31 protein-coding genes are annotated in these 25,926 nt (G+C 36.2%); 30 read left to right on the top strand and 1 reads right to left on the bottom strand.

Going from position 1 to position 25,926, the window contains the following annotated elements:
* Nucleotides 1-139 precede the first annotated feature (139 nt).
* From HMPREF2877_RS01345 to HMPREF2877_RS01225, 25 genes are all read left to right on the top strand, one after another.
* Nucleotides 140-508, top strand: coding sequence for a hypothetical protein (locus HMPREF2877_RS01345; RefSeq protein WP_070578243.1), 369 nt, complete (start codon nt 140-142; stop codon nt 506-508).
* A 16-nt stretch (nt 509-524) separates the two neighbouring features.
* Nucleotides 525-956, top strand: coding sequence for a single-stranded DNA-binding protein (gene ssb, locus HMPREF2877_RS01340; protein WP_070578240.1), 432 nt, complete (start codon nt 525-527; stop codon nt 954-956).
* A 73-nt stretch (nt 957-1,029) separates the two neighbouring features.
* Nucleotides 1,030-1,875, top strand: a complete 846-nt coding sequence (locus HMPREF2877_RS01335; protein WP_070578237.1) for a PD-(D/E)XK nuclease-like domain-containing protein — start codon at nt 1,030-1,032, stop codon at nt 1,873-1,875.
* A 53-nt stretch (nt 1,876-1,928) separates the two neighbouring features.
* Nucleotides 1,929-2,951 (top strand): ERF family protein, encoded by a 1,023-nt coding sequence (locus HMPREF2877_RS01330; RefSeq protein WP_070578233.1) that lies wholly within the window; start codon nt 1,929-1,931, stop codon nt 2,949-2,951.
* A 365-nt stretch (nt 2,952-3,316) separates the two neighbouring features.
* Complete coding sequence (locus HMPREF2877_RS10485; protein ID WP_256262905.1) at nt 3,317-3,604, top strand: hypothetical protein; 288 nt, start codon at nt 3,317-3,319, stop codon at nt 3,602-3,604.
* 57 nt (nt 3,605-3,661) lie between these two features.
* Entirely contained in the window at nt 3,662-3,970 is a 309-nt protein-coding gene (locus HMPREF2877_RS01315) for a hypothetical protein (protein ID WP_070578224.1), read from the top strand.
* A 12-nt stretch (nt 3,971-3,982) separates the two neighbouring features.
* Nucleotides 3,983-4,159 carry a hypothetical protein gene (locus HMPREF2877_RS10895; protein ID WP_002892455.1) on the top strand — a complete coding sequence of 59 codons (177 nt, stop codon included), beginning with the start codon at nt 3,983-3,985 and terminating at the stop codon, nt 4,157-4,159.
* An 18-nt stretch (nt 4,160-4,177) separates the two neighbouring features.
* Entirely contained in the window at nt 4,178-4,825 is a 648-nt protein-coding gene (locus HMPREF2877_RS01310) for a JAB domain-containing protein (RefSeq protein ID WP_070578221.1), read from the top strand.
* 15 nt (nt 4,826-4,840) lie between these two features.
* Complete coding sequence (locus tag HMPREF2877_RS01305; protein ID WP_070578218.1) at nt 4,841-5,332, top strand: hypothetical protein; 492 nt, start codon at nt 4,841-4,843, stop codon at nt 5,330-5,332.
* A 19-nt stretch (nt 5,333-5,351) separates the two neighbouring features.
* Complete coding sequence (locus HMPREF2877_RS01300) at nt 5,352-5,825, top strand: GNAT family N-acetyltransferase (protein ID WP_070578216.1); 474 nt, start codon at nt 5,352-5,354, stop codon at nt 5,823-5,825.
* A gap of 296 nt (nt 5,826-6,121) precedes the next feature.
* Entirely contained in the window at nt 6,122-6,667 is a 546-nt protein-coding gene (locus HMPREF2877_RS01290) for a hypothetical protein (RefSeq protein ID WP_070578213.1), read from the top strand.
* A 46-nt stretch (nt 6,668-6,713) separates the two neighbouring features.
* Nucleotides 6,714-7,067 carry a hypothetical protein gene (locus HMPREF2877_RS01285; protein WP_070578211.1) on the top strand — a complete coding sequence of 118 codons (354 nt, stop codon included), beginning with the start codon at nt 6,714-6,716 and terminating at the stop codon, nt 7,065-7,067.
* Nucleotides 7,068-7,091: 24 nt separating this feature from the next.
* Nucleotides 7,092-7,718, top strand: a complete 627-nt coding sequence (locus tag HMPREF2877_RS01280; protein WP_070578208.1) for a hypothetical protein — start codon at nt 7,092-7,094, stop codon at nt 7,716-7,718.
* Between the two features lie 12 nt (nt 7,719-7,730).
* The gene (locus tag HMPREF2877_RS10890) at nt 7,731-7,892 is read left to right on the top strand and encodes a hypothetical protein (RefSeq protein ID WP_176745176.1); all 162 of its coding nucleotides are present in this window, start codon (nt 7,731-7,733) and stop codon (nt 7,890-7,892) included.
* A gap of 361 nt (nt 7,893-8,253) precedes the next feature.
* Nucleotides 8,254-8,931 carry a helix-turn-helix domain-containing protein gene (locus HMPREF2877_RS01275; RefSeq protein WP_045771627.1) on the top strand — a complete coding sequence of 226 codons (678 nt, stop codon included), beginning with the start codon at nt 8,254-8,256 and terminating at the stop codon, nt 8,929-8,931.
* Nucleotides 8,928-9,893 carry an IS3 family transposase gene (locus HMPREF2877_RS01270; protein ID WP_045771628.1) on the top strand — a complete coding sequence of 322 codons (966 nt, stop codon included), beginning with the start codon at nt 8,928-8,930 and terminating at the stop codon, nt 9,891-9,893. Before HMPREF2877_RS01275 ends, HMPREF2877_RS01270 begins: the two co-directional genes overlap by 4 nt.
* A gap of 172 nt (nt 9,894-10,065) precedes the next feature.
* On the top strand, nt 10,066-10,251 hold the full coding sequence (locus tag HMPREF2877_RS01265; protein WP_070578205.1) for a competence regulator inhibitor paratox: 186 nt from the start codon (nt 10,066-10,068) through the stop codon (nt 10,249-10,251).
* A gap of 107 nt (nt 10,252-10,358) precedes the next feature.
* Nucleotides 10,359-10,682, top strand: a complete 324-nt coding sequence (locus tag HMPREF2877_RS01260) for a hypothetical protein (RefSeq protein WP_070578203.1) — start codon at nt 10,359-10,361, stop codon at nt 10,680-10,682.
* Nucleotides 10,683-11,464: 782 nt separating this feature from the next.
* On the top strand, nt 11,465-12,562 hold the full coding sequence (locus HMPREF2877_RS01255; RefSeq protein WP_256262904.1) for a hypothetical protein: 1,098 nt from the start codon (nt 11,465-11,467) through the stop codon (nt 12,560-12,562).
* A gap of 35 nt (nt 12,563-12,597) precedes the next feature.
* Nucleotides 12,598-12,996: a hypothetical protein gene (locus HMPREF2877_RS01250; RefSeq protein ID WP_070578201.1), complete on the top strand. Its 399-nt coding sequence runs from the start codon at nt 12,598-12,600 to the stop codon at nt 12,994-12,996.
* A gap of 10 nt (nt 12,997-13,006) precedes the next feature.
* Nucleotides 13,007-13,408, top strand: a complete 402-nt coding sequence (locus HMPREF2877_RS01245) for a hypothetical protein (RefSeq protein ID WP_002892432.1) — start codon at nt 13,007-13,009, stop codon at nt 13,406-13,408.
* Nucleotides 13,409-15,352, top strand: a complete 1,944-nt coding sequence (locus HMPREF2877_RS01240) for an AAA family ATPase (RefSeq protein WP_070578198.1) — start codon at nt 13,409-13,411, stop codon at nt 15,350-15,352.
* A 100-nt stretch (nt 15,353-15,452) separates the two neighbouring features.
* Nucleotides 15,453-15,773 carry a hypothetical protein gene (locus tag HMPREF2877_RS01235; protein WP_256262912.1) on the top strand — a complete coding sequence of 107 codons (321 nt, stop codon included), beginning with the start codon at nt 15,453-15,455 and terminating at the stop codon, nt 15,771-15,773.
* Between the two features lie 20 nt (nt 15,774-15,793).
* Nucleotides 15,794-16,999, top strand: a complete 1,206-nt coding sequence (locus HMPREF2877_RS01230) for a hypothetical protein (RefSeq protein ID WP_070578193.1) — start codon at nt 15,794-15,796, stop codon at nt 16,997-16,999.
* A 3-nt stretch (nt 17,000-17,002) separates the two neighbouring features.
* A complete protein-coding gene (locus HMPREF2877_RS01225; RefSeq protein WP_070578190.1) occupies nt 17,003-19,288 on the top strand; it encodes a DUF8208 domain-containing protein in 2,286 nt (761 codons plus the stop codon).
* Nucleotides 19,289-19,641: 353 nt separating this feature from the next.
* Here HMPREF2877_RS01225 and HMPREF2877_RS01220 read toward each other — a convergent pair whose 3' ends face one another.
* Nucleotides 19,642-19,830 (bottom strand): hypothetical protein, encoded by a 189-nt coding sequence (locus HMPREF2877_RS01220; protein WP_070578186.1) that lies wholly within the window; start codon nt 19,828-19,830, stop codon nt 19,642-19,644.
* Nucleotides 19,831-20,492: 662 nt separating this feature from the next.
* On the opposite strand from HMPREF2877_RS01220, the gene HMPREF2877_RS01215 reads away from it, so the two are divergent.
* The 5 genes from HMPREF2877_RS01215 to HMPREF2877_RS01200 all read left to right on the top strand — a co-directional run bounded on the left by HMPREF2877_RS01215 (nt 20,493) and on the right by HMPREF2877_RS01200 (nt 25,910).
* Nucleotides 20,493-21,170, top strand: a complete 678-nt coding sequence (locus HMPREF2877_RS01215; protein WP_070578183.1) for a response regulator transcription factor — start codon at nt 20,493-20,495, stop codon at nt 21,168-21,170.
* Nucleotides 21,163-22,506, top strand: coding sequence for a sensor histidine kinase (locus HMPREF2877_RS01210; protein WP_070578178.1), 1,344 nt, complete (start codon nt 21,163-21,165; stop codon nt 22,504-22,506). The genes HMPREF2877_RS01215 and HMPREF2877_RS01210 overlap by 8 nt, the downstream gene beginning before the upstream one ends.
* Before the next feature lie 139 nt (nt 22,507-22,645).
* On the top strand, nt 22,646-22,786 hold the full coding sequence (locus HMPREF2877_RS10480; RefSeq protein ID WP_037601592.1) for a lantibiotic streptin: 141 nt from the start codon (nt 22,646-22,648) through the stop codon (nt 22,784-22,786).
* A 108-nt stretch (nt 22,787-22,894) separates the two neighbouring features.
* Nucleotides 22,895-24,685, top strand: a complete 1,791-nt coding sequence (locus tag HMPREF2877_RS01205) for an ABC transporter ATP-binding protein (RefSeq protein ID WP_037601595.1) — start codon at nt 22,895-22,897, stop codon at nt 24,683-24,685.
* Nucleotides 24,669-25,910 (top strand): lanthionine synthetase C family protein, encoded by a 1,242-nt coding sequence (locus HMPREF2877_RS01200; protein ID WP_037601598.1) that lies wholly within the window; start codon nt 24,669-24,671, stop codon nt 25,908-25,910. The genes HMPREF2877_RS01205 and HMPREF2877_RS01200 overlap by 17 nt, the downstream gene beginning before the upstream one ends.
* Nucleotides 25,911-25,926: the final 16 nt, after the last annotated feature.

The raw sequence follows: 25,926 nt of genomic DNA, 5'->3' as shown, positions 1-25,926 counted from the left end.
TCCCCACGTAGCCATTTCACCAAGAAAGGCTATAGAGAGTACCTTGGTAAATCAAGGTATGTCTCTAAACAAGAGCCTAAAGGGGAAATTGTCGAGATGATGGATCTCGAGTTAGTGTTTTAGAAAAAGGAGAAAAACAATGAGAAAATCAATGACGAAAAAAATGAGAATGGTTGATACCTATTCTCCAAAACACTTCAGAACAAGCTCTACTTACAGAGCAGCACGAAAAAAACAGAAAACGGCAACAAGAAAGTCGTTCTTTGATGAAGAGGGCATGATGGTCTCTGCTTCAGAATGGGCTACTTTAGTTCTTTCTGGGGAGGTAAATCCTAAAAATTCATGGTCTAATGATCATGTTAAGGGGTATATCGATTATTTATCCCCACGTAGCCATTTCACCAAGAAAGGCTACAAAGAATTTTGTGGAAAAAGCCATAAGTTTTCTGATGGATTAGATGAAGGGAAAATCGTATTCCTCGACATTGAAGTCGTAGCAGAGGATTAAGAAAGGAGAAAAACATATGCTTAATAAGGTAATTCTAACAGGCCGTCTTGTAGCTGATGCTGAGCTTCACTACACACCGTCGAACAAGGCGGTAGCAACGGCTCGAATCGCCTCTCCCCGTGATTTTAAAAATCAAAACGGAGAGCGAGAGACTGATTTTATTAACCTCGTCATTTGGGGTAAATATGCAGAGAATTTCGCAAACTGGATAAAGAAGGGCTATCTTGTAACAGTTGAGGGACGCTTACAAACTCGTTCTTATGAAAACCAACAAGGCCAAAAGGTCTATGTGACCGAGGTTAATGTGTCAAACTTTGACAACTTACAGCCTCGTGACCATAGCAACACCACTTCTCAACAAAGTCCAGATTTTGGACCTGCAGAAGGAGGCTTTCCTGGAGGTGGAGAACCGTTAGATGCTTCTATGTTTGAAAATATTCCTTTCTAGATAGCAAGGTCTTTAGAAGAAAATAGAGAGAGTTCAGTGATACTGAGCTCTTTTTGTTTATGAAAGGAGAAAAATGCTAGAAGTAGAGTTACTTCCTCCATTAACGGAGGATAATTACTACCAAGATAGGCATTACATGTCCACTTCTCGTTTTAAGGAGTACATCAAATGTCCCTTAAGGCAGGAAGTCGTTGACTTGGGTTTTTGGCCTGAGAAAACAGAGACAGAAAGCCTACTTGTTGGTAATTATGTTCATTCTTATTTTGAGACTAAAGAAGCTCATGAAGCTTTCTTGGAAATGAATCAAGATAAGATCATAAGTCAACGAGGAAAAACCGCTGGCCAAGTAAAAGCCCCTTTCAAACAAGCAGACAAGATGATTGCTGCTTTAGAAAAAGAGGAACTTTTTAATCGTTTGTATCATGGTACGGATGATGAAATGGTGGAGAAAGAACGGATTATCACTGGTACGCTAGAAGGGATTCCATTCAAGTGTAAAATTGATAGCCTTAATCTTTCAGGCGGTTATTTCATAGATTTAAAAACGATGGAGAGTCTTCAGTCGGAAAAATATTCGACGACACTTCATCGTTATACGAAGTCTCTTCTCTATAACATAGTAGAATATCAGTATACGCTACAAATGTACGTATATCAGGAGTTGCTGAAGCAAACCTACGGTTATGAGTTTACGCCTTATATTATGGCAGTTTCAAAAGAACCCGTTCCCGATAAGGAGTTAATTCTAATCGATGATACTATTATTGAAATGGGGAGAGACATCTTCTATGGAAATGTTAAAGCACTTAAAGATGCTTTAGCACATAAGTCTGTCGAAGGGTGTGGCCACTGTGATTACTGTTTAACGAATAAGTCGTTAACAACAGCAAAAACAGTGGCAGAATTTTTACAACAATAAACAGGAAAACAGTGGTTTAAAAAGCCGCTTTTTAACATTTAAGGAGAAAAACAATGACTGAAACTATGTTGAACACAACCAATGAAAAAAACTTAGTAGCTGAGCTTATTGAAGTTAAAGTAGCTCTAGCTAAGGCTGAAATGCAATTAGAATGGGCTGAACAAGCTAAAAAAGAGTATTCTAAACCGGAGCCAGAGGTTATGGCTCCATTGTTTGAGGCTTTGGCCAAGGCTCAAGCTGAGTTTGAGTCGGTAACTGCGACAAGTAGAGTCACGTTTAAGAACGTTGACTTTAAGTTCGCACCGTTATCCGATATCCTAGCGGCTGTACGTCCAGCACTCAATAAGTATGGTCTAACTTTGACTCAGCAAACCAAACATATTCCGTTTGGTAATGCTAACGGAGTCAAAGTCGTGACAACATTACTTCATGAAAGTGGTGTCTCTTACGACATTGAGTCGGTTCCTGTATTCTATAATGTCAATGACATAAAGAATCTAGGAGCTCAGGTGACCTATCTGAGACGCTACGAGGTCAAAACACTTCTTGGCATTGAGGCTGATAGCGAAGAACTGGATATGGACAATGTGCCCAATGTGACAAATCATTCGCAATCAGCTCAACAGACTGGTAACTATGGTAGCAACCATAATTATCAGTCAAATGCTCAAGCGAGAACACCTCGCAAACCAACGGGTGCCCGCTATGGAAAGACTGCTCAGTCAGCGTCGCTTGCTACTTCTTTGAGTAGTAGTGAACAGACATCTCTAAGTGAGGTGACATCAGCTAACAAAGTTGCAAGTGATAGTGTATCACAAGCAACTAGTGAAGCTGAGTCATCTTCACAAATGAGTGAAACAGCTACACAGCCAAAAGGGACAATAACAAATGTTGATAACGCTGAACAACTGATTCAAATGGTTGCTCGTGGTGAAGAAGCTGCATTGTCTCTTGGAGCAACAGAAAGCCAGTTGCTTGAGTGGTCTCAGATCGGAGAAAGTCAAGGGTTGACTGTTCAACTCAAAGCTTTGTCTGATTTTGTTTCTAAACAACGTCAGCAGGCACAACAACAATAGTAATAAAGTGGTCAAAAGACCCCTTTTTATATTAAGGAGAAAAAATGGAACATATCTTTGAACTTTTCAATACGAACATGACTTATGCTCAACAGCAAGAAGTATGGTATGAATTCTTTAATCAAACACTCCCAGAGTGGTTGTTTATCGGATTTATAGCTATTCTAGCTTATATTGCGTTATGCCATATATTACGAAATAAGCTAATTTTCAAGCTACTTGTAGTAATCGTATTTCTGATCCCAATTCTCTTTGTAGAAGGGATTCAGCATCTATTTCGTAGTTGATAAAGGAGGAGAAAAATAATGATACAAATCATTTGCTACAAAGATGGAGCAAGAAAACCCAAGGCACATACAAAGCCTATGGGTATTATAAATAGTCTGCTTATTAAGCTCGGCTATCGCACTAGCATTAGCTATGCGACTCTTGAAGAACTCGAAAAGCTTGAACTCATGGGGATTAACACCATGAGTGAAAAGCAAGAGGGGGAGAGAGTATGGCTCATCGTGTATGACGATACTCACCCATGTAAGTCCTATACTAATGAGGATGTAAATTATTACAAAGAGTTCGGGGACTATTTTGCTCCCCGTGAAAAGCGTCGTGCAATTTGTCGAGCCTTAATTATGAAGGCGAATGCTATTGCATGATATTAACAACAATAAAAGAAAATGGTCCTAGGGCCATTTTTTTGAGGAGAAAAAACAATGACAAAAAAACAAAAAGCGTTGTGGTTGCAAGAGCACTACAAGAAGTACTCTCTTAACTGGTACTTAGAAAACGAGAGCAGACTGAATGCGATTTTTAGAAAAGTCTATAATCGCTACATGGCTGACCTCAATGCACGCGCTTCGAAAGCCCAATTGTCTCATATTGAGGACCTGGGCAAACGTATGCGAGAGGTATACGAAGATGTCTACGGTACTAAGTTTGATAGCGATTGTCGCTTAGACCGTGCAGAGACGAATCGGAAGGTGCAAGCTATCCGCTCTATGTGGGTAGTAGCACCAGCCTAGGAGGAGGTAGTTATGGACAGAATAAGTATCCTACTAGAAACACTTCCTCGAGAAAGTACCATTTCGATTTTGTATAAGGGAGGTACTGCTGTTGTAGTTGCAAGGGATAACCAAGAGCGTTTGCTTTTTAAAGTAACAACAACAGTAGCAGTAGCAATGCAACTACAAGCTGAATGGCTTGTAGTTTAACACGTAAAGGAGAAAACAATGACTGATAAAAAAATTACTAGGAGACAAGTAAGGCATCCTAGGGATTTTCGTGATAGAGAGCTATTCAAAAGGGCTTTCAGTCACTGGATCCCTTCAGAAAAGGTGGATGCCTTGTATTCTGAATTGCAAGGAGATGCTAAGAAGGTATGTGAGTTAAGCATCGAGGAGTTAAAACATTATGGATTAACTCAGAGAGATGCTATTGCCTTTCTTTCAATGCTTGAACTTTTCAAACGTTCAGAAGGTGAGGAAGAAAAGCCAACTTGTGTCACTGGGACTGGATATTTTGCTCAAAGTATCCAAAAAGCCTATGGACATAAGAAACAAGAACACCTAGTAGTGTGGTACTTGGATGTGCATTATAACGTTATCGAGGAGCGTGTAGTTTTCATTGGTAGCGTTCATCGTAGTATGGCGTGTCCAAGAGAGATTTTTCACTATGCAGTGAAGAATTTAGCTCGCTACGTGCTGGTAGCTCACAACCATCCCTCTGGAAGTGTATATCCTTCAAGTAACGATATTAATGTTACTGAGGCCCTTGAAGATGCTGCAAAGCTCTTTGAGATGGAGGTCTTAGACCATGTTATCGTAACGAAGGATAATTACTATTCTTTTAGAGATAACGGAAGAATGCGTTGTTTCTAGGAAAGGAGAAAAAGAATGGGAAATATTTCTGTTGCCTTTGGCAATGTTACTATTTCCGCACCAACATATTCAGATATTGAGGTGCTTGTGGCTACTCATAGAGTAATCAATGAAAAAGCTTGGAACCCAACGACTATAGAAGGTTCTCCAAGTGAAGCGGATTGTATCACAACTGAAGAAGGATTTGTCTCAGTGACACTTCCTTTTACAGCTTGTGGGAACTGGAATATTCGAGTTAATATCGATAGCTTTTTGCCTAACATCTTAAAGCAAGATAGCACTCTTAGTGATATCCCAGTGTCTGCTACCTTTGATTATGTGGATGCAGAGTCTGGCGTGAACTTTATTTATAAAGCAACCGTTATGACTCGCAATGTCCCAGGTAAAGGGGTAACCACTGAACTCTTAACTGATGAAGACCTTGGAGATTATTCCGAGTCTTATCTGAAAGAGTTAGAGGGAGTCTATGAACAAGAGCTAGCTCTAGCAACAAGTATCACAGTCTGAAGAAAGGTGTTATAATAAGATGAAGAAAACACTAGAGAGGATGATGGCCATGAAAGAGACATTCTTTTGGGACTTCAGTCAAGAGGATATCTCGACACTTTCTGATTTGACATCAGAGGGCTTTGAGTTTGATTGGACGGCCATAAGTTCTCCCAATGCAATTACCAGTGGTTTTGTAATTCAAGGTGAGGTTTCTGGAATGATTGAGTTCACTCCTGAGCCTACTGATTATTACAATTTTATCCATAAGCTGGAGGTGCGAATGGATAAGAGAAACCAAGGGATTGCAGGTGTCTTGCTTGCTTATGTAGCACAAGACGCTTTCAATCGTGGCTTTGAGGGGTTTATGATGCTGATTTCAAAGACAGCTCTTCGAGACTTTTATGTTAGTCGGTACGGAGGCAGTCGTATTGGAAACACTAACCGAGTGATTTTTAATACAGCAGCATCTCAGGGACTCATTGACCGTTTTTTGAAGGGAGGAGTAGACTAACCATGAGAATTGTACAGCAGTTCAAAAACGATTGGAGGTCGTTAGGCTTACCGGAAAAACCATACAAGACACCAGAGGAGATTGAAATGATCAAGAATGGTAATCTTGTCTGGGCTGCGCGTGTTGAGCAAAATTTGGGGCGTAAGTTAACCCCAAGTGAACTCGATGAGATGCAGTGGTGAGCCACAAAACAAATTACATAGTACGTTATACATCGTATATCGTACATAGAAGAGAAAGAGGAAGGTAGTAGCCCTAGGCTACACCTTCCTCTTTTTCTATGGAGGAGAAAAACAATGACAACTTTATCAACAAATTTACTAGGAAAAAAACTGTTAGATGTTAATGGTTCATTCTCAGGAATGACCTTGCATCAGTTTTTGAACGAAACTGGGAATAGCCATCTTTTTATCAATAAGGATGGAATGGTTGCTATCAATACCTTGTTAGAACAAAGTGGGTTAATGCCTATTTCTTGTGATGAGGCATTGGTGGCAATGGAAGACTTAAAGATGACTAGTTTAAGGTCACAATTTGGGTTTTTCATTAAACCAACCCAATATAAACGCCAAAATCCAGAAGTTTTGGTGCGTTTGGGAAACAATCGTAAGGTTGTATTCCATCGCTATTACTTTGGTAATGGCTATATGGCTAACCTGGTCTATCAGGTAGAAGATGATCAGATTGAGTTCTGCCAGTCTTCTGTCTTTAAGAGCTGGGATAATGGTGAGTATCATATTACTTATGATACGCCAGTAACAGAAGATGTTGAAGACATCAACACGCGCAAGGAGTTGCTTTCTTTCTTACGTCGTGTCGAGGAGCTTCCTTCTGTTAAGTAGTGAAAGTATGGCAACCTAGTTTCTAAAATAAAAAAGGAGAAAAACAATGACAAAACAAATTTTCGTTTATAAAAATAAAAAAACACAAGAGGTCTTTGCAGATCTTTTTGCTAAGGACCTTCTTGAAGGCGTTACAACTTTCCCTCGGATTGATAACGCTCAATCCTATTCATTCTTGGAACTCTCTTGTCTTTATCTCAAGAGAATTCTGGAAATGAAGCAACGTAGGGTTCAAACCCTATTCGTTGAGGGAAAACCCGAACCAGCACTTGCTTCAGCTTTGTTGCAAGCACGTGCTATGGGACTTAATGTTGTCATCAAATTGAAGACAACTGAAAGCAATAGCGAGACTCAAAAAGGGCTCAAAGAGCTTGGTCTTGAGGATGTTGTAATGGCGTGATTTGAATAAAGAAGGAGAAAAACAATGACAATAATGCATCAAGGATTGTATTATATTGAGAAAGTTCATCAAAATAATCGTAATCTTGCTGGCTTTCCGTCAGACTTAATCAATGAACGAATTTCAGCGATTATTGATAGCAATAAGATGGAAATGAAACACAGCTTGCGATACCGACCAGTTAAAAACGTGGTTTTGAATCGAGAGAGAGTATCTAATCTTCCTCCGATTGAAATCCCGTTTGAATCTTCACTTTATTATGATGTTGAAGAAATCAATCCTGGGTTATCCAAGCTAGTTGTTACAGTAGAACATGCCGCTGCCTTTCAAGAATCGGATATTCGCATGTTGGAAGCTCGCTTAACCATGTTACAACGGGCCAACGCTTGTGGTAACTTTTCCACAAGCAATTTCTGTAACAGATTTCCAGAGGAAATAAGAGAGGATCTAAGTCCTTTGGACCTTCTAGCTTGGGGAACAAAAGATATGCCAACCTATCTTTTCTGTATGTTAGAATCTGCATTAGATAGTTATCGAGGATTTTATTCCTTGAGGGACTTGATGGAGGATGCTAACAGTACCCTTCAGCAAGGCTATAGTCAAGCAGTGTATTGGCTCTATAGTGGAGTCAAAGGTCAGTACGAATATTAAAGGAGAAAAACAATGGCCAAACATAGATATACGGCAACATTTAAGCGTAAGGATGAAACCGTCTTTACGAAGACCTTTCTAGCTTCAGATTTGTTTGAAGCTGATGAACATGCACTACAGTATGCGACTAAGCGAGATATTCTCTATCTCGACTTAGGGCCTGCGGAAGAATAGAAAATTCAAAAAATGAGGTAAAGTTATGAATACAAAAATTTATAAGAAAAAATATCTAATCTTCGGTATTATACTTTGTATCATTATTTTTTTAATAAATATTGTTCTAATTAAAGATTTTATTGATTTATTTTTTAAATAACTTGAAAATACAAGTACCAACTATTACGAATGGATAGTCAGTAGCAGATTTAGTTGCCTATGCTTTCCCAGATGATATAGCATTACATTGGGAATCTTTACAAAACTAAGCTAATGCTTACTGGTAGGAGAAAATAAAAAAGCACTTAAAGTTTAAAATGATATGATACCTCTTAAGTAGACAAGGTAAATACCTAAAATCTACTTAAGAGGTATTTTTATGTCTAGAAGAGAAAGATTCACCCCATACGAGAAAGAACAAGCTTGTCTCGATTATATTAATGGAAATCGTTCCAGATCTGAAATATGTAACTGTCTCCATATTTCCACAAGGACGATTCAAGATTGGGCCGCCATCTATAAAAAATATGGGATTTTAGGATTCACAAAGAAAACAAAAAACAGTTCCTATTCAAAAGAATTTAAAATGGAACTTGTAGAAAAATGTATTAGTGGTGAGGCTTCATCTATTGATTTAGGTCATCAGTATGATATTTCTTCAGGACTTTTAAGAAAGTGGATTAGGATGTATAATGCCAATATAGAACTTAAGGATTACAATCCAAAACAGGGGGTCTATATGGCAAAAGCAAGACGTAAAACTACTATTGATGAGCGTAAAGAGATTGTCAATTATTGTATTGAACACAATCGCAATTATAAGGAAACGGCGTCACTTTATGATGTTTCTTATAGCCAAGTGTATTCGTGGGTGAAAAAGTATGATAGTGATGGTGAAGAAGGTTTAGTTGACAAAAGGGGTCATCACAAACTAGATGATGAGGTTGATGAATTAGAACGTTTACGAAGAGAAAATGTGCGCTTAAAACGTCAGTTAGAAGAAAAGGATATGGCTGTTGAACTCTTAAAAAAAGTGAAAGAATTCGGAAGGATGTGAGGCTAGGGAAACAGCGCCACGAATCAAAATACTTAGCGATTGAAGACTTCAACACAAATAAAGGGTGGAGCATTAGCTGGATGTGTCATCAGCTCGGCATTACGAGGTCTGCATTTTATAAATGGAAACATAGAATAGTTCCAGAACAAGAACAATTAAACAGCGAAATTGCGGAATTAATTAAAGAATATGACGAACGTTTTTCACACATCTTGGGATACCGAAGAATGACCGATTGGATCAATCATTTCAATCATACGAATTACTCAAGAAAGAGAATTCACCGAATTATGAAAATACTCGATATTCACGCTTTTATCCGTAAGAAAAGGAAAAAATACAAGACTGCCAAGTCTGAAGAAACTGCAGAAAATAAGTTATCAAGAAACTTCTATACGACTGCTCCGAACAAAAAATGGGTAACAGATGTTACAGAGTTTAAGATTCCTAACTCTCATAAGAAACTTTATCTGAGTGCCATACTTGATTTATATGACCGCTATCCTATTGCTTTTGTCATAAGTGGTCGAAATGACAATCGGCTAGTCTTCAAAACATTTGACAAAGCTATTGAAAAAAATCCCACAGCTAAGCCTATATTTCACAGCGATAGAGGGTTTCAATATACCAATAAAAACTTTCAAAAAAAGCTGAAAGATACTGATATGATTCAATCCATGTCAAGAGTAGGCCATTGTATTGATAACGGACCAATAGAAGGTTTTTGGGGAATTATAAAATCGGAAATGTATCAGATGTATGAGATTTCAGATGAGGCCTCCCTCCGATATGCCATCAAAGACTATATCCGATTTTACTGTCAAGAGCGTCCACAAAGCAGATATGACTGTAGAACGCCTTTGGAAGTCAGAAACGCTGCCTTAACATCAGAACATCCTTTGTCATACCCAATCGCTAAGAATAACAAAATTGAAAAGTACAAGTCAAAGTGGTCTGCATAAAAAAACAGCCGTACATTTATTTTGTACGACTGACCTTCAAAAACAGACACTTTTTTAGATATTTAACCTGTCTACTTGACAGGGGGCATATCAAAAACTTTAAGTGCTTTTTTTGTTACTTTTTGATTTCTTTTACGAATAGATATATTGTAGAAAATAGGAGGTATATAAAATGATGACATATGATGAAGTAATGGAAGCGATAGAAAGAGGGTTTATCAAGGGCGATAAGATCAGTATTGTCCGAAGAAATGGGAAAATTCATGATTATGTCTTACCAGGAGAGAAAGTAGAACCTGGAGAAATAGTGACAGAAGTAGACTTAGAATCTGTACTTGAAGAATTGAAGGAGTTCTAGAAATGATGCAACTTTTAAGTGAACTAGCTCCTCTGGTCTCGCAAAAGAGTTACAAGAGTGATATAATATCCCTATTGAATAGATTAAGAGGAGACTAAAGTAGACAAATGGATTTTTCACTAAGCACAATAGGGCATTTTTTAGGCGATACACTTTTAGGAACTATTATTTGTATGGTGGTAACCTTTGTTATTGTCTACTTGAATATGCGAAAGATAGGCAAGTTGGAGATATCTTTTGAGGAACGTCAACAGAGAGTGATTGTTTTTGAGAAACAATTGAAATTAGTAGGTTTAGTTCTAGCACTCTTGGTATTAACTGGGTTGTTAAGACAGAGCTCAGGATTTATAATTGTTGTCAGCTTGTGCTTGTCGCAAACACTTATTGAGATGTCTCGCATTAAAGCAGAAAGATTATTTGGTAAGCAGTAATAGTAGTTTAGACACCATCTCATGATGGTGTTTTTTTATTGAGATAGACCATTCTGATAAGGCAGTTTGCTTTCTGTTAAATCTGGTTGGTAGCATTTACGATATTGGGGTGAAAAAAATTTAAAAAAAGTTAAATAAAAGGTCCTCTGAGCTTCGAATACAAGACCTGTTATGATATACTTATATCAAGGTTAAGGAATGAGGTTTCTCCCCTCTCCTTAACCCGACCATTGTTGTTGTAAGGTTAGACGAGATTTCTCCTCTCGCATCTAACATAATCTATTAACTTCTATTAGTTATGAATTAGGGACCTCCCCCAAAGCATAACTATCCTTTCTGTTTTTAGTGTTATGAGGTTTCTCCCCTCGCTGTTAAACTAAAAATAGTCATTGTTTTTCTTCTCCAGAGAAATTTCTCTTGGGAAGAGAGGTAGTCCATTGAGGCCTGCCTCTTTTTTTGTTGTCAACGAAACTTATTTTAAATAAAAAAACCATTGGAACAACAGGGAGTCCCAATGGTTACAACAACAATATTTTCAAAAAACAATGACGTTTTAAGAAAAAGAAGATATGGAGAAGAAGGAGAAAAGCAACCTCTCCATAAAATTCCCCGAAGGGAAAAACAATGACTGTGTTTAGTAGTACTCCTAAACACATTTTTAGTATAGCTTATTGATGGGGTTATTTCAAGGCAAGGAAACCAGAATAAGGGGAATTTTATCTCAAAAGTCAACCTATGTCACTAGGTTGCGACACCTATATAAAATAGCCTATCATGGCTTCATGGTAGAATTTAAAGATTATGAAAATACACAAGGGCTCGAAGAGCTAGAAGGTTGGCGGTATTTTCCGATTAGAGCAGCAAATAGGATTAAGTCCTTCTGGGAGAGCAACAGCGTTCTCTCTTACTTGAGGCGACATCGGTTAAAACGAACGATGATCATTAGTTATGCATTACTGGGAACTATGGTATGGACGGCTACATCTGCTTATTTCTCTCCAACCCGAGTTACTTACTTAGAGTCACAACTGCAGGCAACACAATCATTTGGTAATGGCCTTGGAAGTATCACAGCAACCTCTATGACTTACTCCTCTTCAAATGGATTGGTCGTTATGGAGTTGACAACATCAGATGCTACTAGTGCTATCAAAAAAGGGATTAATACTGAAAATCTTGATTGGCAGGTTTTCTTGCCAAGTAGTGTTAAGAATCCTGAAGCAGTGACCTTAGAAGTCATTCCGTTAACCGGAGATAAGGTGTATCTGGTCATGCGTAATGTGCCTTCAGATTATACGCTCATGGTTATTCGTGCGACAAATAAGACACCGAACTCAAACAGTCTCAAGATTGACGTTCAAGAATACAATGACTACTTATCATCAAGTTCTAATGACGCATCAGTTTCTAAGCAGAATAAACAAAAAGATAAGGAAGGTAATAAGAACTACGTTGATTTCTTTGTAACTCCTCAAAATGAACTTCTCAAAAACAAATATGTCAAGAATTTGTCTCGTGAGAAGTTTGCCCTCAATATTTTTGAAGAGGAGTTGAAATATCAAAAAGGTCAACGAAAAGAACTCTTGGCTTCTGCAAAAACACTTGATGACAGTGTCAAGGAAGATACTAAGACATTGGAGCAGTTGAAGCGTGAGTCAGAATACTTGGTCGGTAACGAGTTAACCGATAAGCAGAGTGATATGGAAGCTATCGAGAAAAGTATGGACTCTAAAGAGAAGGACGGAGCGAAAGCGCGTGAAAATGCTGCTTATGTTCAGACAATCATTGAACAGATTGAAAAAAATATCAAAGCAGTTAAGAATGGTACTTACAAGTTTAATTCACCAGTACGTTCAGTAAAACAAGATATTGGGGAATAAATATAAAAAGGAAAGAAAGGACTTTATTAACGATTATGACAATTGACGAACAACGCTATTTACTTAACCAGGACTGCCTATTGATGAAATATCAGCGAGGTAACGCGATGAATGAACCCCTTCAAATTTTTAGAGGGAAATGGGCAGACGGTTTAGAACGCCTACATCAAATCATTGATAAAGAAGTTGGTTGGAAGAACTTTCGTAGTTTTGTCTCAAGTAACGTAAATCATGACTCTGAAACATCCATTGAGGTAGTTAAGACACACTTAAACCAATGCCGTATTGAATGTACGGACCTTTTGGATATTGATTTTGGAGAGAAAGGTTCTATTTGTATTCAGAGGGATCAAGTGGAGCTTTTGACTGAGAAATTCCGTTATTTCCTTTATTTTGAAAGTAATATTCAACCAATGATGGATATTGACTTCTAGGAGGTACTGGATGAATCAAGAAGAAAATCAACAACAAGAGGGGAGCTGGGGACTGCCTCGTGGTCTTTACACGCAGGTAAAGTACTACGGTGTTCCGGTAATGAAAGCCTTCATTATAGTAGGGAGTTTTGTTTTTCCGCTACAATTCAGGGATATATTTTTCCCTAGAGGGCAGGAGCTGAAGTTCCTAATCAATTTACTCTGTACAATGACTTTAACGATTTATTGGATGATCCCTTCTTCGTCTGGTGGAAATAAGTTCTGGGAATTTATTCATGCACACCGTCGGACAAAGAAACGTTATTATCCAATTGATAAGAACTGTTACCCAGAGTTGAGAGATGATGGCTCGAAAAACCGTCGCTACTTAATGGATAAGGCTGCAGAACGTTTAGGAAGGAAGTATAAATAGATGAAGGAGAGGATTAACCATAATCTTAGTAAGACTCCTTATATTGACAAATACACAACAGACCTTACTGAGAAAATCAGACCCAAGCGTCAAGATTTTGTGGCTTGGGGTAGACAAGATGAAATCAGACAAGTCTTTATCTCACTGAATCGATTAGAAAAAAACTCTCCTGTACTAATTGGTGAAGCTGGTGTAGGTAAAACAGCTATTGTAGAAGGAATTTGTGCGGATATTCTTAACAAGAAAGCCCACGTCCCAACACGTTTCCAAGGTAAGCAGGTTAAGCAACTAGAATTATCTGCTATCCAAGGGAAAGAATTTGACCATACAGGTAAAGAGGTGAACATCATTGCCAAAATGGACGGATTGATTAAAGAGTTTATGGCTCATAAAGATGAGTTTATCCTCTTTATTGATGAAGTGCATACCATTATGGGTACTGGGGTTGAGGGAAGTGCTCTTGACGTCGCTAATAGCTTGAAACCAGCCTTATCTCGTGGGGAAATCTATCTTATTTCAGCCACTACAGCTGATGAGTTTATGATTATCGAACGAGATCCAGCGATGGAACGACGTCTGCAACCAGTTTACGTTGATGAACTGGACAAAGAGGCATCTATTTTGGTCTTGAAAAAACGTCGTCCCAAGTATAAACGAGAACTTGATATTGAGATTCCTACTGATGCCATTAAGGCAGCAGTAGAATTATCTATTCGTTATGTCACGGATAAAATGCTTCCGGATAAAGCTATTGATATTATTGATGAAGCTTCAGCGACTGCAAATATCGATGGGAAATCAGAGATTACCTTAAAAGATATTGCGAGTGTCATTCACCGTAAAAAAGGTATTCCTATGGAAAGTCTACTACGCACGTCCTCAACTCCAGTGGATTTTGCGGAAGGGATGCGTGCTGTTGTTAAGGGGCAAGACCATGTGATTCGAACTATAGCACGCCTTATGTATAAAGGTATCCAGGGTGGGCAGAACAAGCGAAGACCTCTAGGAACTCTTCTTCTACTTGGAACAACAGGTACAGGTAAAACTGAATTGGCGAAACAAGCAGCAAAACAACTGTTTGGTAGTGAAGAAGCGATGATTCGGCTGGATATGTCAGAATACATGACTGATAATGCTGTTGTTCGTCTTATAGGAAATGACGAGCGAAAAGGTGACTTAACGGAAAAAATTAAGAAGAATCCCTACTCGTTAGTACTATTGGACGAGTTAGAAAAGGCTCATCCAGATGTATGGGCTTTATATTTGCAAATGCTTGATGACGGGCATTTAACTGACGGACGTGGACGAAAAATCAATTTTAAGAATACGTTTATCATTGCAACATCAAACGTGGGGCATAAGCGAATCAAAGATAAATATATCACCTCTGGTCAGACCTTTACAGAAATGAACAAGACTGACTATAAAGAGTTCATGAAGGACATGAGAGACGAGTTAATCAAGATCTTTAAACGTCCTGAATTTATCAACCGTTGGAAAATTGAAGTGACTAATATCTTGACGAAACAAACCATTGATAAGATTGTCTATTCAAAAATGGCTGTACATGAGAGCAGTTGGTTTAAAGAGCATCATATCCTTATTAATTATGAGGATGTTATGGATGGTGACCAAACTATCGATGGCAAAAAATACTTCTATGAATATCTCAGTAGTGTCGGTGTTAGCCCAGAAGATGGAGCAAGGCCTTTAGAGAGAACTATTGATGAAGTATTAACTGATGAAATCTTTGAGCAATTGTATTTCCTTGGGCGAAAGCCACAAGATTACTTTATGGTTGATGTGTCTTTATCTGGACATGCACCAGGAACGTTTGCGTATGGTAACTCAGGTAGAAAGACAGTTCAAGATAGGCGTCAGACGCATATTAGTGTCAAACGGATACCTCCAGAGGAGTATGGTAACTATTTGCTTACTTCTTAAGGGGTGTCACTAGGTTGTGACTCGTAGATGGAATATTGTAGACTACAGATATTAAATTTTTAAGGAGGCTGTTTTGAAAGAAAACACATTTTTGAACAACGTGAAGACAAAGGCATCAACACTAGGAATGACTGCTTTGTTGACGTTAAACTCTGTATCCCTTGCTTTTGCGGAGCAAACTGGAGGAAATGCTGCTAACCCAGCTAATGAAGCAACAAATACGCTTAATGACGTTGCAGGTATGTTGCGTATTATATTCCCAGGAGCTGCAGTAGTATTCGGTTTAGTTGCTTCAGCTTTGTTAATGATGGGAGATAAGAAACGAACAGTAGCACTTGATTGGCTAATGTGGATTGCAATTGCACTATGTGTTGGTTCTGCGATAAGTACAATCGTTACTTATCTTTGGCAACCAAAATAAGTCTTTAAGAGGTATACTTTATGGAAAAAGAATTACTTACCATAAAGGGGAATCGCAAGGTATTGTTTCCCGATGCCTTGTTTCTTTATATTGAGTGGAAAGGAAATGCAAATCCTAAAAAGGATGAAGAGTTAGCAGATATCATTGATGACTTAGATACTGAATATTTCCCTAGTAATAAAAAGGAAAGTATTGCTCAAAGTCTACCATTCCTAACTTTTAAACAAGCAGAATTACTTTTTCGAGAAATCAAAAAGCGTTATTCTGAATTTACCTTAAAAGGAATTGCTCTTGCTAGTCAACCGATGGAACAAAATGGTCGTGTGACACGACCAACTACGGGAGTCCCTAGTATTGAAGGACAACCTCAGATTACCCCTTTTGTTATTACGAAAGATTATAAGGAACTCGTTACCCCACTTATAGAAGAAGCACACCGTGATAAACGGTTTGAGAAAACAACATATGAAGGCATCTCGAACTTTTTCAGTGGGCCTATGGGCTTACTTCCATGTTATGCTGAAAGTCTAGGCTTGTCTCTTGTTGATATGCCACCTTATCCAAAACCTGGAACGATTGAAGGAGAACTTCCAAATCGTCTTATGTCGAATAAGGATAAGCATAAACAATCAGTTGCTGGAGCCAAGAAACGGAAGGAGAAGACAGGCAGAGTGTATGAAGATGAAGAAGTAGGACCACCAAGTAAGTTGCCATTGATTTTGGCTATTGGCTCTTGTACCTTGTCGGTGTTCTTATTGTTGATGCTAATGGTCTATAATAGTAATTTCACGCGCGTGAAGAAAGAACTTGTATCCACAACAGATAAAGTTGAGCGTCTTACAATGATACAAGATCATGAACATGAGATTGATGTCATGGCTCGTTATTTTTTGTCATACTATTATTCAGGAGACAAGGATAAGCTTAAGGCTTACTTGGATAATAACGACGCTAAATTTACTAACCCAGAGGTAGCGACTGTTTCTAGCACAATGTTGGAGAAAGTTGAACTCGTTAAGAATGAGAAAGATACCTATGAGGTTACATACGTTATAGGTACAACGGATGAGGCTCAAAAAACGACAGTTCGTCGTGTTACTTTCAATGTTAAGAAAAAACCATCAGCTACTCAGGGTTGGGTGGTTACATCTGAACCGACAACAACAGCATTTGCAACTCCAACATCTCCTTCTACTGAAACTTCAGCTGAAAACAAGGAGGGATAACCTATGGGTGCAGAAGCAACAATTGAGATTGAACAAGGGAAGGTCTGGCCATCCCTATCAGATATGATCTCTCAATCGAAAGATTGGCCTAATGAAGTTGGTCCTAAAGGTTGGGGAGGTGACAAAGACAAAGAGCTATTATTGGCATCCTTTTATGCACAGTGGGACCAATACCTACATCCAACAACTGGGGTATTTATAGCTTTTGGCTTTATTCCCGAGATGCTTTCAAAAGGTATCTATAGCTTTAGTTATGCGATTGAGAAAGCATACCTCAACATGTTTAAGTTGTTCGGGATGTTTGATTATATTAGTCAATCCGATAGCTTTGTTGGTCAAGTTTATAAGTGGCTTCAAATCGTTGGGATTTCATTGTTTGTTCTGGTAACTCTCATTCGTCTTATAATGGCTATGGCAGGAGCACCTTTCAGGTACCGAGAATTCTTCAATCATATTATTCTGGTAACTTTTTCTGTAACTGCACTTCCGGTGTTCGCTTCAAAATTTGGTAGTGCTATAGCGAAGGATACCGTAGGACTAGCCTATTATGACATAACGGGTAGTGGTCAGAGTGTTTCGCTTTCTGTAACGCCATTTAGGGGCAATACGGTTGACCTCGAAATGCTGTATGCAATGGATTTTGATACAGATAAGTTAGGCTATAATGAAGATACTCATTTTATAGCGGGGGATAAAAACTGGAATACCATTTCAGATGGTAATATTTGGTTCACCAATTTTACTGAAACTTATGGCCCAACCAATAAAGCCATGTTGCAGTATTATTCTGGACGTGAAGGACGAGTATCCTCAATAACTAAGTTCGTAGGAGTGCGAGAAGACGGTTCGGTTGATTGGGGGCAACAAGTAAAAAATGGTATAGCCTTATCTAACCCAATAACTGCTCTTCTTCAAACTAGTAAAATATTTTTTACTGGTTGGAAAGAGGAATCTGAGTGGAAAGATAATCAGGCAAAATCACCTTACAATGGATTTTCTGATGTAATGAGATCTACGCTCAACACCATTCGTTATGCAGATGGCAAGATTGCTTATGCACGAGTCACTACGTCAAAATCAGGTTATTTCCTTGGTTTTGATAATACTGCTTTCTTACCAACTTATGCTCGCTATAAAGTTGACTGGATTGCACTGATAACTCAGCAAATCATTCTTTTACTTCTACTTATTGGATTGCTAGTGACTACGGTACGAGTAATTTTCAAAACGCTTATAACAGTGATTATTTCACCCCTAGTTTCTTACGCAGCAGTCGGAAATAGTATGAGAATCTTGGAGGTTTGGCAGGAAGTTATGACAGGAATTGCTGCCATCTGGTTCCAACTATTATTCGTCAAAGTAGCTCAATGGTTCTTAATTACTTATAGCGAAGTGAAACTCAATCTAGGTTCAGGAGCGTCTGCTGCTAAGAAAACTCTAGGTGGAAGTTTCTATGATGGACTAGATCCATTCCAACATGCCATTGCGACGATTGCTGTTTACCTTGGTGTTTATCTTGCAGTTTCTCAAGGTTCAAAAGTTTTGGAACGCTGGATAGGTATTGATACTAACCTTTCAAGTGGAACTAAGGCTGGAGTTGCTACAATGGCTGTTGGTGCGATGGCTGCTAATAAAATGGGTGGCGGTGCTAGAAACTTCGCTGTTGGTAGGTATAATCCAACTACTGGCAGACGAAATCAAAGTGGGTTTAACCGTCTCAGAAATAGTGTTAGTAGTGGAACCAGAGTTGGTGTAAAAGGACTTAAGAGTGCCGGAAGCGTGGTAGGGTCGACCACAAATGATATCAGACGAGGTGCTATGTCGGCTGCAGGTGCTACTGCAGGTGCTGTAGCTGGAACTTGGAATGCATTTTCTGATACGACAGATCAGGACCTTACTGCTTTTCAAGTAGCAAGAAGAGCGGTAGGGGTAACCGGAAGGAAACTATCAACTAGCACTAAAAATACGTTTAATAGTGCTATAAGTGGCGCAAAAGAAGTAATGACTTCCGGTAAGGGGGTTGTTGGGACAGAATTCAGGAATGTAGGTCAAGCAATTAAGAAGGACTTCTCAAGTAGTTTCGGAGAACGTTATACTAGTACTAGAGATAATGTCAATGATAGTATCTTGAATTATAATAGAGCAGAGAATAATGGTGCCGGAAGGGTAACGCCTAAAGGGAGTACGTCAAGTATTATTTCCCCTACTCAGAGATTATCAAAGAAGAATAGCTTAGATAGTGACAGTCGATTCCAGAAGTTTGATGCTGGAGAAGATGGAGAATTGTGATAACTAGTTTACAAAGTTTCGCTACAGTCTTGTAAGTTAAGATTCTTAGTCTATGTTGAGTATTGTAATTGCTATCTTTGTTCGGAGTATCAGACGACTACACTGTAAAGAAATGATAGAACGCCTATTCAGAACAGCCAAAAAATAAAAAGACAAACATCAAAAGAATGTTTGTCTTTACTTTAATCCTGTATGAGAAAGGATGGTTTTGACTTATAAACACCAACAGGGACATATTACGTATGTTCGTATAGAATTAGTTTAATAGGTAAGACAGTACTGAAAGGTAGTACAGTAACTCACAATTTAATCAGTATTCTGATAAATAATTCTTTTAACTTTCCTATTGATTCTTAGCCAATGTTTAATTCCTTTCGTTTGTTGGTGACATAAGTTTTTAAATCAATTACATCTTGAACAGTAGGCTCATAATTTTCAATCATTGAAGATCCGATAGCATACCAAACGGTATCAAAATCTGAATAATTATCAAAAGAAATTCCTAAAATTGTTAATTCTTCTTCATTTACATCAAAAGTCATGGCATACCTCCTTGTATATCAATATCATTGTACCATAAACCCTTTATATTTACATGAAAGATGGAGATAGTTATGATTGATTGAACTGTTGATAGGATATTTTCTTCATAAAAAACACCCTCAAAAATTAATTTTTTCTGTCTAACTTTTGGGGTACAGTTCAATCTGCTTGAGTTTTTACACATAATTATTGATAGCATCAAAACAAGGCTTGCATAACCTTGGGAATATTTGACAGCACCTTCATTAATTCCAGTCAGTAGTTATATTCTATAACATTTTACTTGTTTAATTGGAGCTGAGAGAAATTTGGTATCGTAAAAACGCTCACTAATTAAATAGTAGAGTCCTCTTATATACAAGATATGTGCCTTCTTGGATAGTTATCTGAAAGTATGATGATAAAGTGGTTGGTCATAAATTATTGATGATTCATGTGACAATCAGAAAAAGCCATTAGATTCATGACATTATAACTTTACCAATATTATGATAGAAATTTGATAACTGTATTGAGAAATATTTAATTGAAAATTCTAAAAATAAGGTATTAAAAAAGTAATTATGGTACAATATAAAAGAAAATCGTTTTTATCTTTTATATCGAATTTTTGCTGTTACTCACTAATTTGTGTGTTACTTATAGTATTATAGGAGTAATGATGAATAAGATTTTAGCCATTGATGATGACGAAGAAATTCTAAAACTTATAAAGACAGCTTTAGAGATTGAGAATTATCAAGTCACAACTTTACAAGAAATACAAGTACCAATAGTTTTTGATAAATTTAAGGGGTATGATTTAATTCTATTAGATATTCTGATGCCTAATATAAATGGAATAGAATTTTGTTATAAAATTCGTGAAGAGGTATGCTCTCCAATTATTTTTGTTAGTGCCTTATCTCATGACGATGAAATTATCCAAGCTTTAACCGTAGGAGGAGATGATTTTATTGTTAAACCGTTTAGTTTGAAACAATTTATAGCTAAGGTTAATTCTCATTTGAAGAGAGAAGAAAGAGCAAGGTTAAAGATTGAAAGAGATAAAAGGAGCTTTCCTCCTCTAGAAATTTATCTAGAGGAACGTATGCTATACATCGATAAGATCCCTTTAACTTTAACTTCTAGGGAATATGATATTTTGGAATTATTGTCTCGTTATCCCCATAAAGTATTTACAAAAGAAGAGATATATGAACAGGTCTATGACGAGGATGCGTCAGCATTATTTCACTCCATTTCAGAGTATATTTATCAAATTAGAATGAAATTTGCAAGCTTTGGAATTAATCCAATAAAAACAGTACGTGGGATTGGTTATAAGTGGGATGTCTAAAAAATATTCAATAAAAAAAAGAGTATGGTTAGTAGTTTTTGAAGTTTGTGCTGGTTTTTTTATTACAATTCTAATAATCTATATAATTTCATTTTCTTTCTTAAGGCTAAACATAGTGACGTCCCATAATATTGGAGAGGAATATCATTTTGAAGATAAAAAAACAATAAAACAACTGACAAACTATGCGGAATCTTTGGGACTAGATTATGTTATTTTAGATAATAAGGTAAATAAAATCATTAAGGGGAAATACATACCTAAAGAATTTTCTTTATTCAGAAAAGTTGTAGAAGAAAAAGATAACTTAATTTTGGACACAGTGCATTATGACTTCTATAACAATGTTGATTATAGTATTGTTATTAGATATAATGAGATGCCAGAATTTTCTAATCCTAAGTTTAGGGATGTTCCATATAATATGTTGACTTTTTATTTTCTAGGGTTAGGAATAATAACTAGTATTGTGGTTGCTTCAACAAGGTTTGTAAAAGAAATTTCTTCGAATTTTAAAGAAATAAAGAAAATAGCAAATAAAATGGGGATAGATAGATTATCTAAACAAGAAAACTTTTCTAAAATAACGGAATTTGATGATATCCTGGCAACCCTATATACAAAGGGAGATGGTTTGAAAAATTTGATTGATCGAGAAAAATTAGAGAAACAAGATTTATCATTTCAAATATCTGCTCTCTCTCATGATATAAAGACACCTTTAACTGTTTTAAAAGGGAACCTTGAGTTATTAGAATTAACGTCCTTAACAACTAGTCAACAAAGTTATGTTCTTTCAATGGATAATAGTATTTCTGTTTTTGAGAGCTATTTCGACTCATTGATTTCCTATACTCGGATGCTTTCAGAAGATAGAGGAGCAAAGTTGATAGTTGTTGAAGAACTGCTAAGTGAGTTACATTTTGAGGTTGATGATCTTTTGAATATAAACGATGTTGAATTTTCTATTGGGAATCACCTTGTAAGCAGTTCTTTTTATGGAGAAGAAGAAAATTTGATACGGGCAATATCTAATCTTCTAGTTAATGCAATTAGATTTACACCCTTTTCAAATAAGAAAATAGAGGTCATATTATCTGAATCGGAAACTCTCATTTATTTTGAAGTATGGAACAATGGTCCCCAGTTTAATGATAGTACTTTGAAAAATGGCACTAAATTGTTTTACACAGAAGATAATAGTAGAGGAAATAAGCATTACGGAATTGGATTAGCTTTTGTTAATGGTGTTGCTATTAAGCATGGAGGGCACCTTCAGTTGGTAAACCCAGCAAGAGGGGGAGCAAGTGCAATTTTATCCATTAAGAAGAAATAGATATAATTTAAAGTATTTGGACAGAAAATTGTAAGAAATTTTCTGTCCAAATGCTTTTTTTCTGAACAGATTCTGAACTTAAGATGACATAATGACATCGTAAATATATCGGACATATAAATAAGAGAGGAAATATAAGATGAAAAATACAATCAAAGATTTCGACCTAGATTTAAAGACAACTAAAAATAACTCTGATGAACCACTTGTGGGTAGTCGCTATCTTTGCACACCGGGTTCTTGTTGGAAATTAGTTTGTTTTACAACAACTGTTAAATAATTTAATTAATATAATTACTGTAGTTTTAGATAATCCGATATGTTTATAAATTTAGAGGAGTAGACTGTTTTTAGTTTGCTCCTTTATTGGTAGATAAGGAAGTTATATATGATTAAAAATCAACTGAAGAACTTAATGAAAACAATCAATCTTGTAAAAGAGGCAGGATTTTCATTGTTGTTGCTCTCGATTGGTATTAGTATAATTCAAGGAATCTTACCAATTGTTAGTATGCTATTGGTGCAAAATATGTTAAATATTATTACTAGTAGTATTGAACGTTTTCAAACATTGATGATTACTTTTATACTTTTTGTTGCTTTAACATTATTGACTACCATAGTTGGAGAAGTTGATGGTTATATTGATACTAAATTACAGATACTTTTGCATTATAAGATGAATCACTTGGTCATGCAGAAAACTGTAAAGCTAACATTAGCTGAATTTGAAACTCCAGAAATATATGATGATATTACACGTATACAAAATCAAATATCCTATAAACCATTTCAAATATATAAATCTATTATTTCTGTACTTTCTTCATTAGTATCATTTATTTCTTCCTTTATCATTTTGTTGAATTGGAAAACATCAATTTTTCCACTATTGATTATTCTTCCGGTAATTTCAATTTATATATACTTAAAAATAGGTAAAAACGAATTTGAAATGTTATATAAGCGGAGTAGTGATGAAAGGGCAAATTGGTACATAAGCCATATTTTAACACATGATTTTGCTGTTAAGGAATTAAGGTTAGGCATATTAGAAAACTATTTTTTAAAAAAATTTGACAAAAATAATCAACTATTTATTACTCAGGAAAATAGCATAAATAAATCTAAAATGGGAAATGGTATTTTATTGGGAATATTGGAGATTATGATAGAGTCAATAATAATGTTTCTTGCAGTTAGAGAGGCGTTTTTAGGAATAATTTTAATTGGAAATGTAACAACCTTTATTAGATCTTTGTCAACAATGCAAACGAGTACCAAAAATATAGTGAACAATATTTATTCCTTCTATAATGGATCACTGTACATGGAGTTACTATATGATTTCACTCATAGTGAGACTGAATACAATAATCTAAAAGAAAAAGTAGTTAACGATATTAAGTCTATCGAGTTTGAAAATGTTTCTTTTTCATATGATGGTAAGGAAAATGTGATAAATAACATAAGTTTTTCAATTAAATCAGGAGAAAAAATAGCAATTGTTGGTGAAAATGGTTCAGGGAAGAGTACTATTTTTAAATTAGTCTGCGGACTTTATGATAATTATGAAGGAAACATTTATATAAACGGTAATAATATTCGTTCAATACAGAAAAAATCATATTATAAGAGGATATCAGCTTTATTCCAGGATTTCTTGAAATACGAGTTAACACTTCGAGAAAATATTGGTTTAGGTGATTTATCAAAACTGTATAATGATGAGGCTTTAATAAACACATTAAAGCGTACGGGAATTGATTCAATATTTTATGAGAAAGAAGGAAAAACTAATCAGTTAGACTTAGAACAGCAACTAGGAAATTGGTTCGAGGACGGGAGACAGTTATCTGGTGGGCAGTGGCAAAAAATTGCATTGTCAAGAGTTTATCTTAAAGAAGCTGATTGTTATTTTTTAGATGAGCCTAGTTCAGCTTTAGATCCAAAATCTGAAGCAAAAATTTTTAAAACTTTTTTTGAATTGTCACAAAATAAGATTGGCATTTTCATTACACATAAGCCAAGTATTACTCAATTTGTAGATAAAATTCTATACTTGGAGAATGGTAATATAGTCGAGACAGGAAGTTTCAATGATTTAAATTTTAAAGGTAAGAAATTCAAAAACTTGTTAGATAAGGAGATTGGAATTGTATATGACACCTCAAATTGAACAAATTTTAGATTATGTTGCTGATAGATTTACGAACTATGAGCAAATAGTAGCAGAAAGTACAAATGAGACGCTAATTAGCATAGAATCTAAATACAAAAATACTTTTTTTGAAAAATCTTTAAGTCACGGAATTCCATCATTAATTCTAATGTATAGCTCGCTATATAAAGTAACTAGACAAGATAAGTATATGGATCTGTCTAACAGCTATATCAGTAAATTAGTTGAAATAATCTCCAAAGACGGAATAGAATCTCCCTCTCTCTATGCGGGGACTGCTGGTATTTCATTGGCAATTAGGGAAGCTAGTATATCAGGGAAATATTATACCAAGCTATTGGACTCTTTACATCGCCTATTGAAAGAACAAATTCAAGAAAAGTTGATTATAAGTTTATCAAATATAGATAAAGGGATTATTGATCCATTTGACTATGATATGGTTAACGGTTTTAGTGGAATAGCTAATTATTTAATGCTTGAGAGAGAATATTTTTTTGAAGAGTTGAAACAAATAGGAATGTATCTTTTGAAGTATATTGAGACAATTTTTAGTAAAGTGAAAAATTGTTCTATAGATTCAAAAATTGAATTTGATTTAGGTATTGCTCATGGAATAGTTGGTCCAATGTTAATATTGGCGAAGTTAAGATCAGAAAGAATCTTAGAAGATAATGATGAGATATTGAACAAGGCTATCAAGCTAGTATTTTTATATAGAAGAGAAGATAAACTATGGCCTGGTAAAATATATTCTGATAATATTTTGAATCGTGATTTTAAAAATCTCCCTACTAGGATGGCCTGGTGCTACGGTACTCCTGGTACATCACTTGCCTTATTTAAAATATGTCAATTGATGGATTTAAACTATACTGATAGTATTATCGAGAGTTTGATTGCTCAGATAACTAGTCCCGAAAAAAATATTTATTCACTGACAATGTGTCATGGACTATCAGGTGTTTCCTTTATATACGATTTGATTGGTAGAAGCAATTCAAATGTGAGATTAGTGAATTTTGCAGAGTGTTTACGCCAGGAAATAATAATACAATTCTCAGGTCAGAAAATATTTGGATATACTGATAGAGAAAAATTAGGAGAAGTAGAAATTGAATTTGAATCAGTTGGTATATTACAGGGGGTATCGGGAATTGTCTTATTTTTATTAAATCCTTATAGCGATGAGAAACTCTTGTGGGAAAGAATGTTTATTTAATTAAGAGAGGAGAACA

The sequence above is a fragment of the Streptococcus sp. HMSC072D03 genome, assembly GCF_001812855.1.
In the GTDB taxonomy this organism is placed as follows: Bacteria; Bacillota; Bacilli; order Lactobacillales; family Streptococcaceae; genus Streptococcus; species Streptococcus salivarius_D.
This window is presented reverse-complemented; position numbering and strand designations above follow the sequence as displayed.

Excerpts from the sequence above, each read along its gene's own strand:
- HMPREF2877_RS01305 (WP_070578218.1), top strand. The coding sequence starts at position 4,841 with ATGGGAAATATTTCTGTTGCCTTTGGCAATGTTACTATTTCCGCACCA.
- HMPREF2877_RS01300 (WP_070578216.1), top strand. The coding sequence starts at position 5,352 with ATGAAGAAAACACTAGAGAGGATGATGGCCATGAAAGAGACATTCTTT.
- HMPREF2877_RS10480 (WP_037601592.1), top strand. The coding sequence starts at position 22,646 with ATGAAAAATACAATCAAAGATTTCGACCTAGATTTAAAGACAACTAAA.
- HMPREF2877_RS01280 (WP_070578208.1), top strand. The coding sequence starts at position 7,092 with ATGACAATAATGCATCAAGGATTGTATTATATTGAGAAAGTTCATCAA.
- ssb (WP_070578240.1), top strand. The coding sequence starts at position 525 with ATGCTTAATAAGGTAATTCTAACAGGCCGTCTTGTAGCTGATGCTGAG.
- HMPREF2877_RS01330 (WP_070578233.1), top strand. The coding sequence starts at position 1,929 with ATGACTGAAACTATGTTGAACACAACCAATGAAAAAAACTTAGTAGCT.
- HMPREF2877_RS01215 (WP_070578183.1), top strand. The coding sequence starts at position 20,493 with ATGAATAAGATTTTAGCCATTGATGATGACGAAGAAATTCTAAAACTT.
- HMPREF2877_RS01315 (WP_070578224.1), top strand. The coding sequence starts at position 3,662 with ATGACAAAAAAACAAAAAGCGTTGTGGTTGCAAGAGCACTACAAGAAG.
- HMPREF2877_RS01310 (WP_070578221.1), top strand. The coding sequence starts at position 4,178 with ATGACTGATAAAAAAATTACTAGGAGACAAGTAAGGCATCCTAGGGAT.
- HMPREF2877_RS01205 (WP_037601595.1), top strand. The coding sequence starts at position 22,895 with ATGATTAAAAATCAACTGAAGAACTTAATGAAAACAATCAATCTTGTA.
- HMPREF2877_RS01345 (WP_070578243.1), top strand. The coding sequence starts at position 140 with ATGAGAAAATCAATGACGAAAAAAATGAGAATGGTTGATACCTATTCT.
- HMPREF2877_RS10485 (WP_256262905.1), top strand. The coding sequence starts at position 3,317 with ATGGGTATTATAAATAGTCTGCTTATTAAGCTCGGCTATCGCACTAGC.
- HMPREF2877_RS01200 (WP_037601598.1), top strand. The coding sequence starts at position 24,669 with ATGACACCTCAAATTGAACAAATTTTAGATTATGTTGCTGATAGATTT.
- HMPREF2877_RS01265 (WP_070578205.1), top strand. The coding sequence starts at position 10,066 with ATGATGACATATGATGAAGTAATGGAAGCGATAGAAAGAGGGTTTATC.
- HMPREF2877_RS01210 (WP_070578178.1), top strand. The coding sequence starts at position 21,163 with ATGTCTAAAAAATATTCAATAAAAAAAAGAGTATGGTTAGTAGTTTTT.
- HMPREF2877_RS01290 (WP_070578213.1), top strand. The coding sequence starts at position 6,122 with ATGACAACTTTATCAACAAATTTACTAGGAAAAAAACTGTTAGATGTT.
- HMPREF2877_RS01275 (WP_045771627.1), top strand. The coding sequence starts at position 8,254 with ATGTCTAGAAGAGAAAGATTCACCCCATACGAGAAAGAACAAGCTTGT.
- HMPREF2877_RS01285 (WP_070578211.1), top strand. The coding sequence starts at position 6,714 with ATGACAAAACAAATTTTCGTTTATAAAAATAAAAAAACACAAGAGGTC.
- HMPREF2877_RS01255 (WP_256262904.1), top strand. The coding sequence starts at position 11,465 with ATGGTAGAATTTAAAGATTATGAAAATACACAAGGGCTCGAAGAGCTA.
- HMPREF2877_RS10890 (WP_176745176.1), top strand. The coding sequence starts at position 7,731 with ATGGCCAAACATAGATATACGGCAACATTTAAGCGTAAGGATGAAACC.
- HMPREF2877_RS01250 (WP_070578201.1), top strand. The coding sequence starts at position 12,598 with ATGACAATTGACGAACAACGCTATTTACTTAACCAGGACTGCCTATTG.
- HMPREF2877_RS01240 (WP_070578198.1), top strand. The coding sequence starts at position 13,409 with ATGAAGGAGAGGATTAACCATAATCTTAGTAAGACTCCTTATATTGAC.
- HMPREF2877_RS01225 (WP_070578190.1), top strand. The coding sequence starts at position 17,003 with ATGGGTGCAGAAGCAACAATTGAGATTGAACAAGGGAAGGTCTGGCCA.
- HMPREF2877_RS01245 (WP_002892432.1), top strand. The coding sequence starts at position 13,007 with ATGAATCAAGAAGAAAATCAACAACAAGAGGGGAGCTGGGGACTGCCT.
- HMPREF2877_RS01230 (WP_070578193.1), top strand. The coding sequence starts at position 15,794 with ATGGAAAAAGAATTACTTACCATAAAGGGGAATCGCAAGGTATTGTTT.
- HMPREF2877_RS01335 (WP_070578237.1), top strand. The coding sequence starts at position 1,030 with ATGCTAGAAGTAGAGTTACTTCCTCCATTAACGGAGGATAATTACTAC.
- HMPREF2877_RS10895 (WP_002892455.1), top strand. The coding sequence starts at position 3,983 with ATGGACAGAATAAGTATCCTACTAGAAACACTTCCTCGAGAAAGTACC.
- HMPREF2877_RS01220 (WP_070578186.1), bottom strand. The coding sequence starts at position 19,830 with ATGACTTTTGATGTAAATGAAGAAGAATTAACAATTTTAGGAATTTCT.
- HMPREF2877_RS01260 (WP_070578203.1), top strand. The coding sequence starts at position 10,359 with ATGGATTTTTCACTAAGCACAATAGGGCATTTTTTAGGCGATACACTT.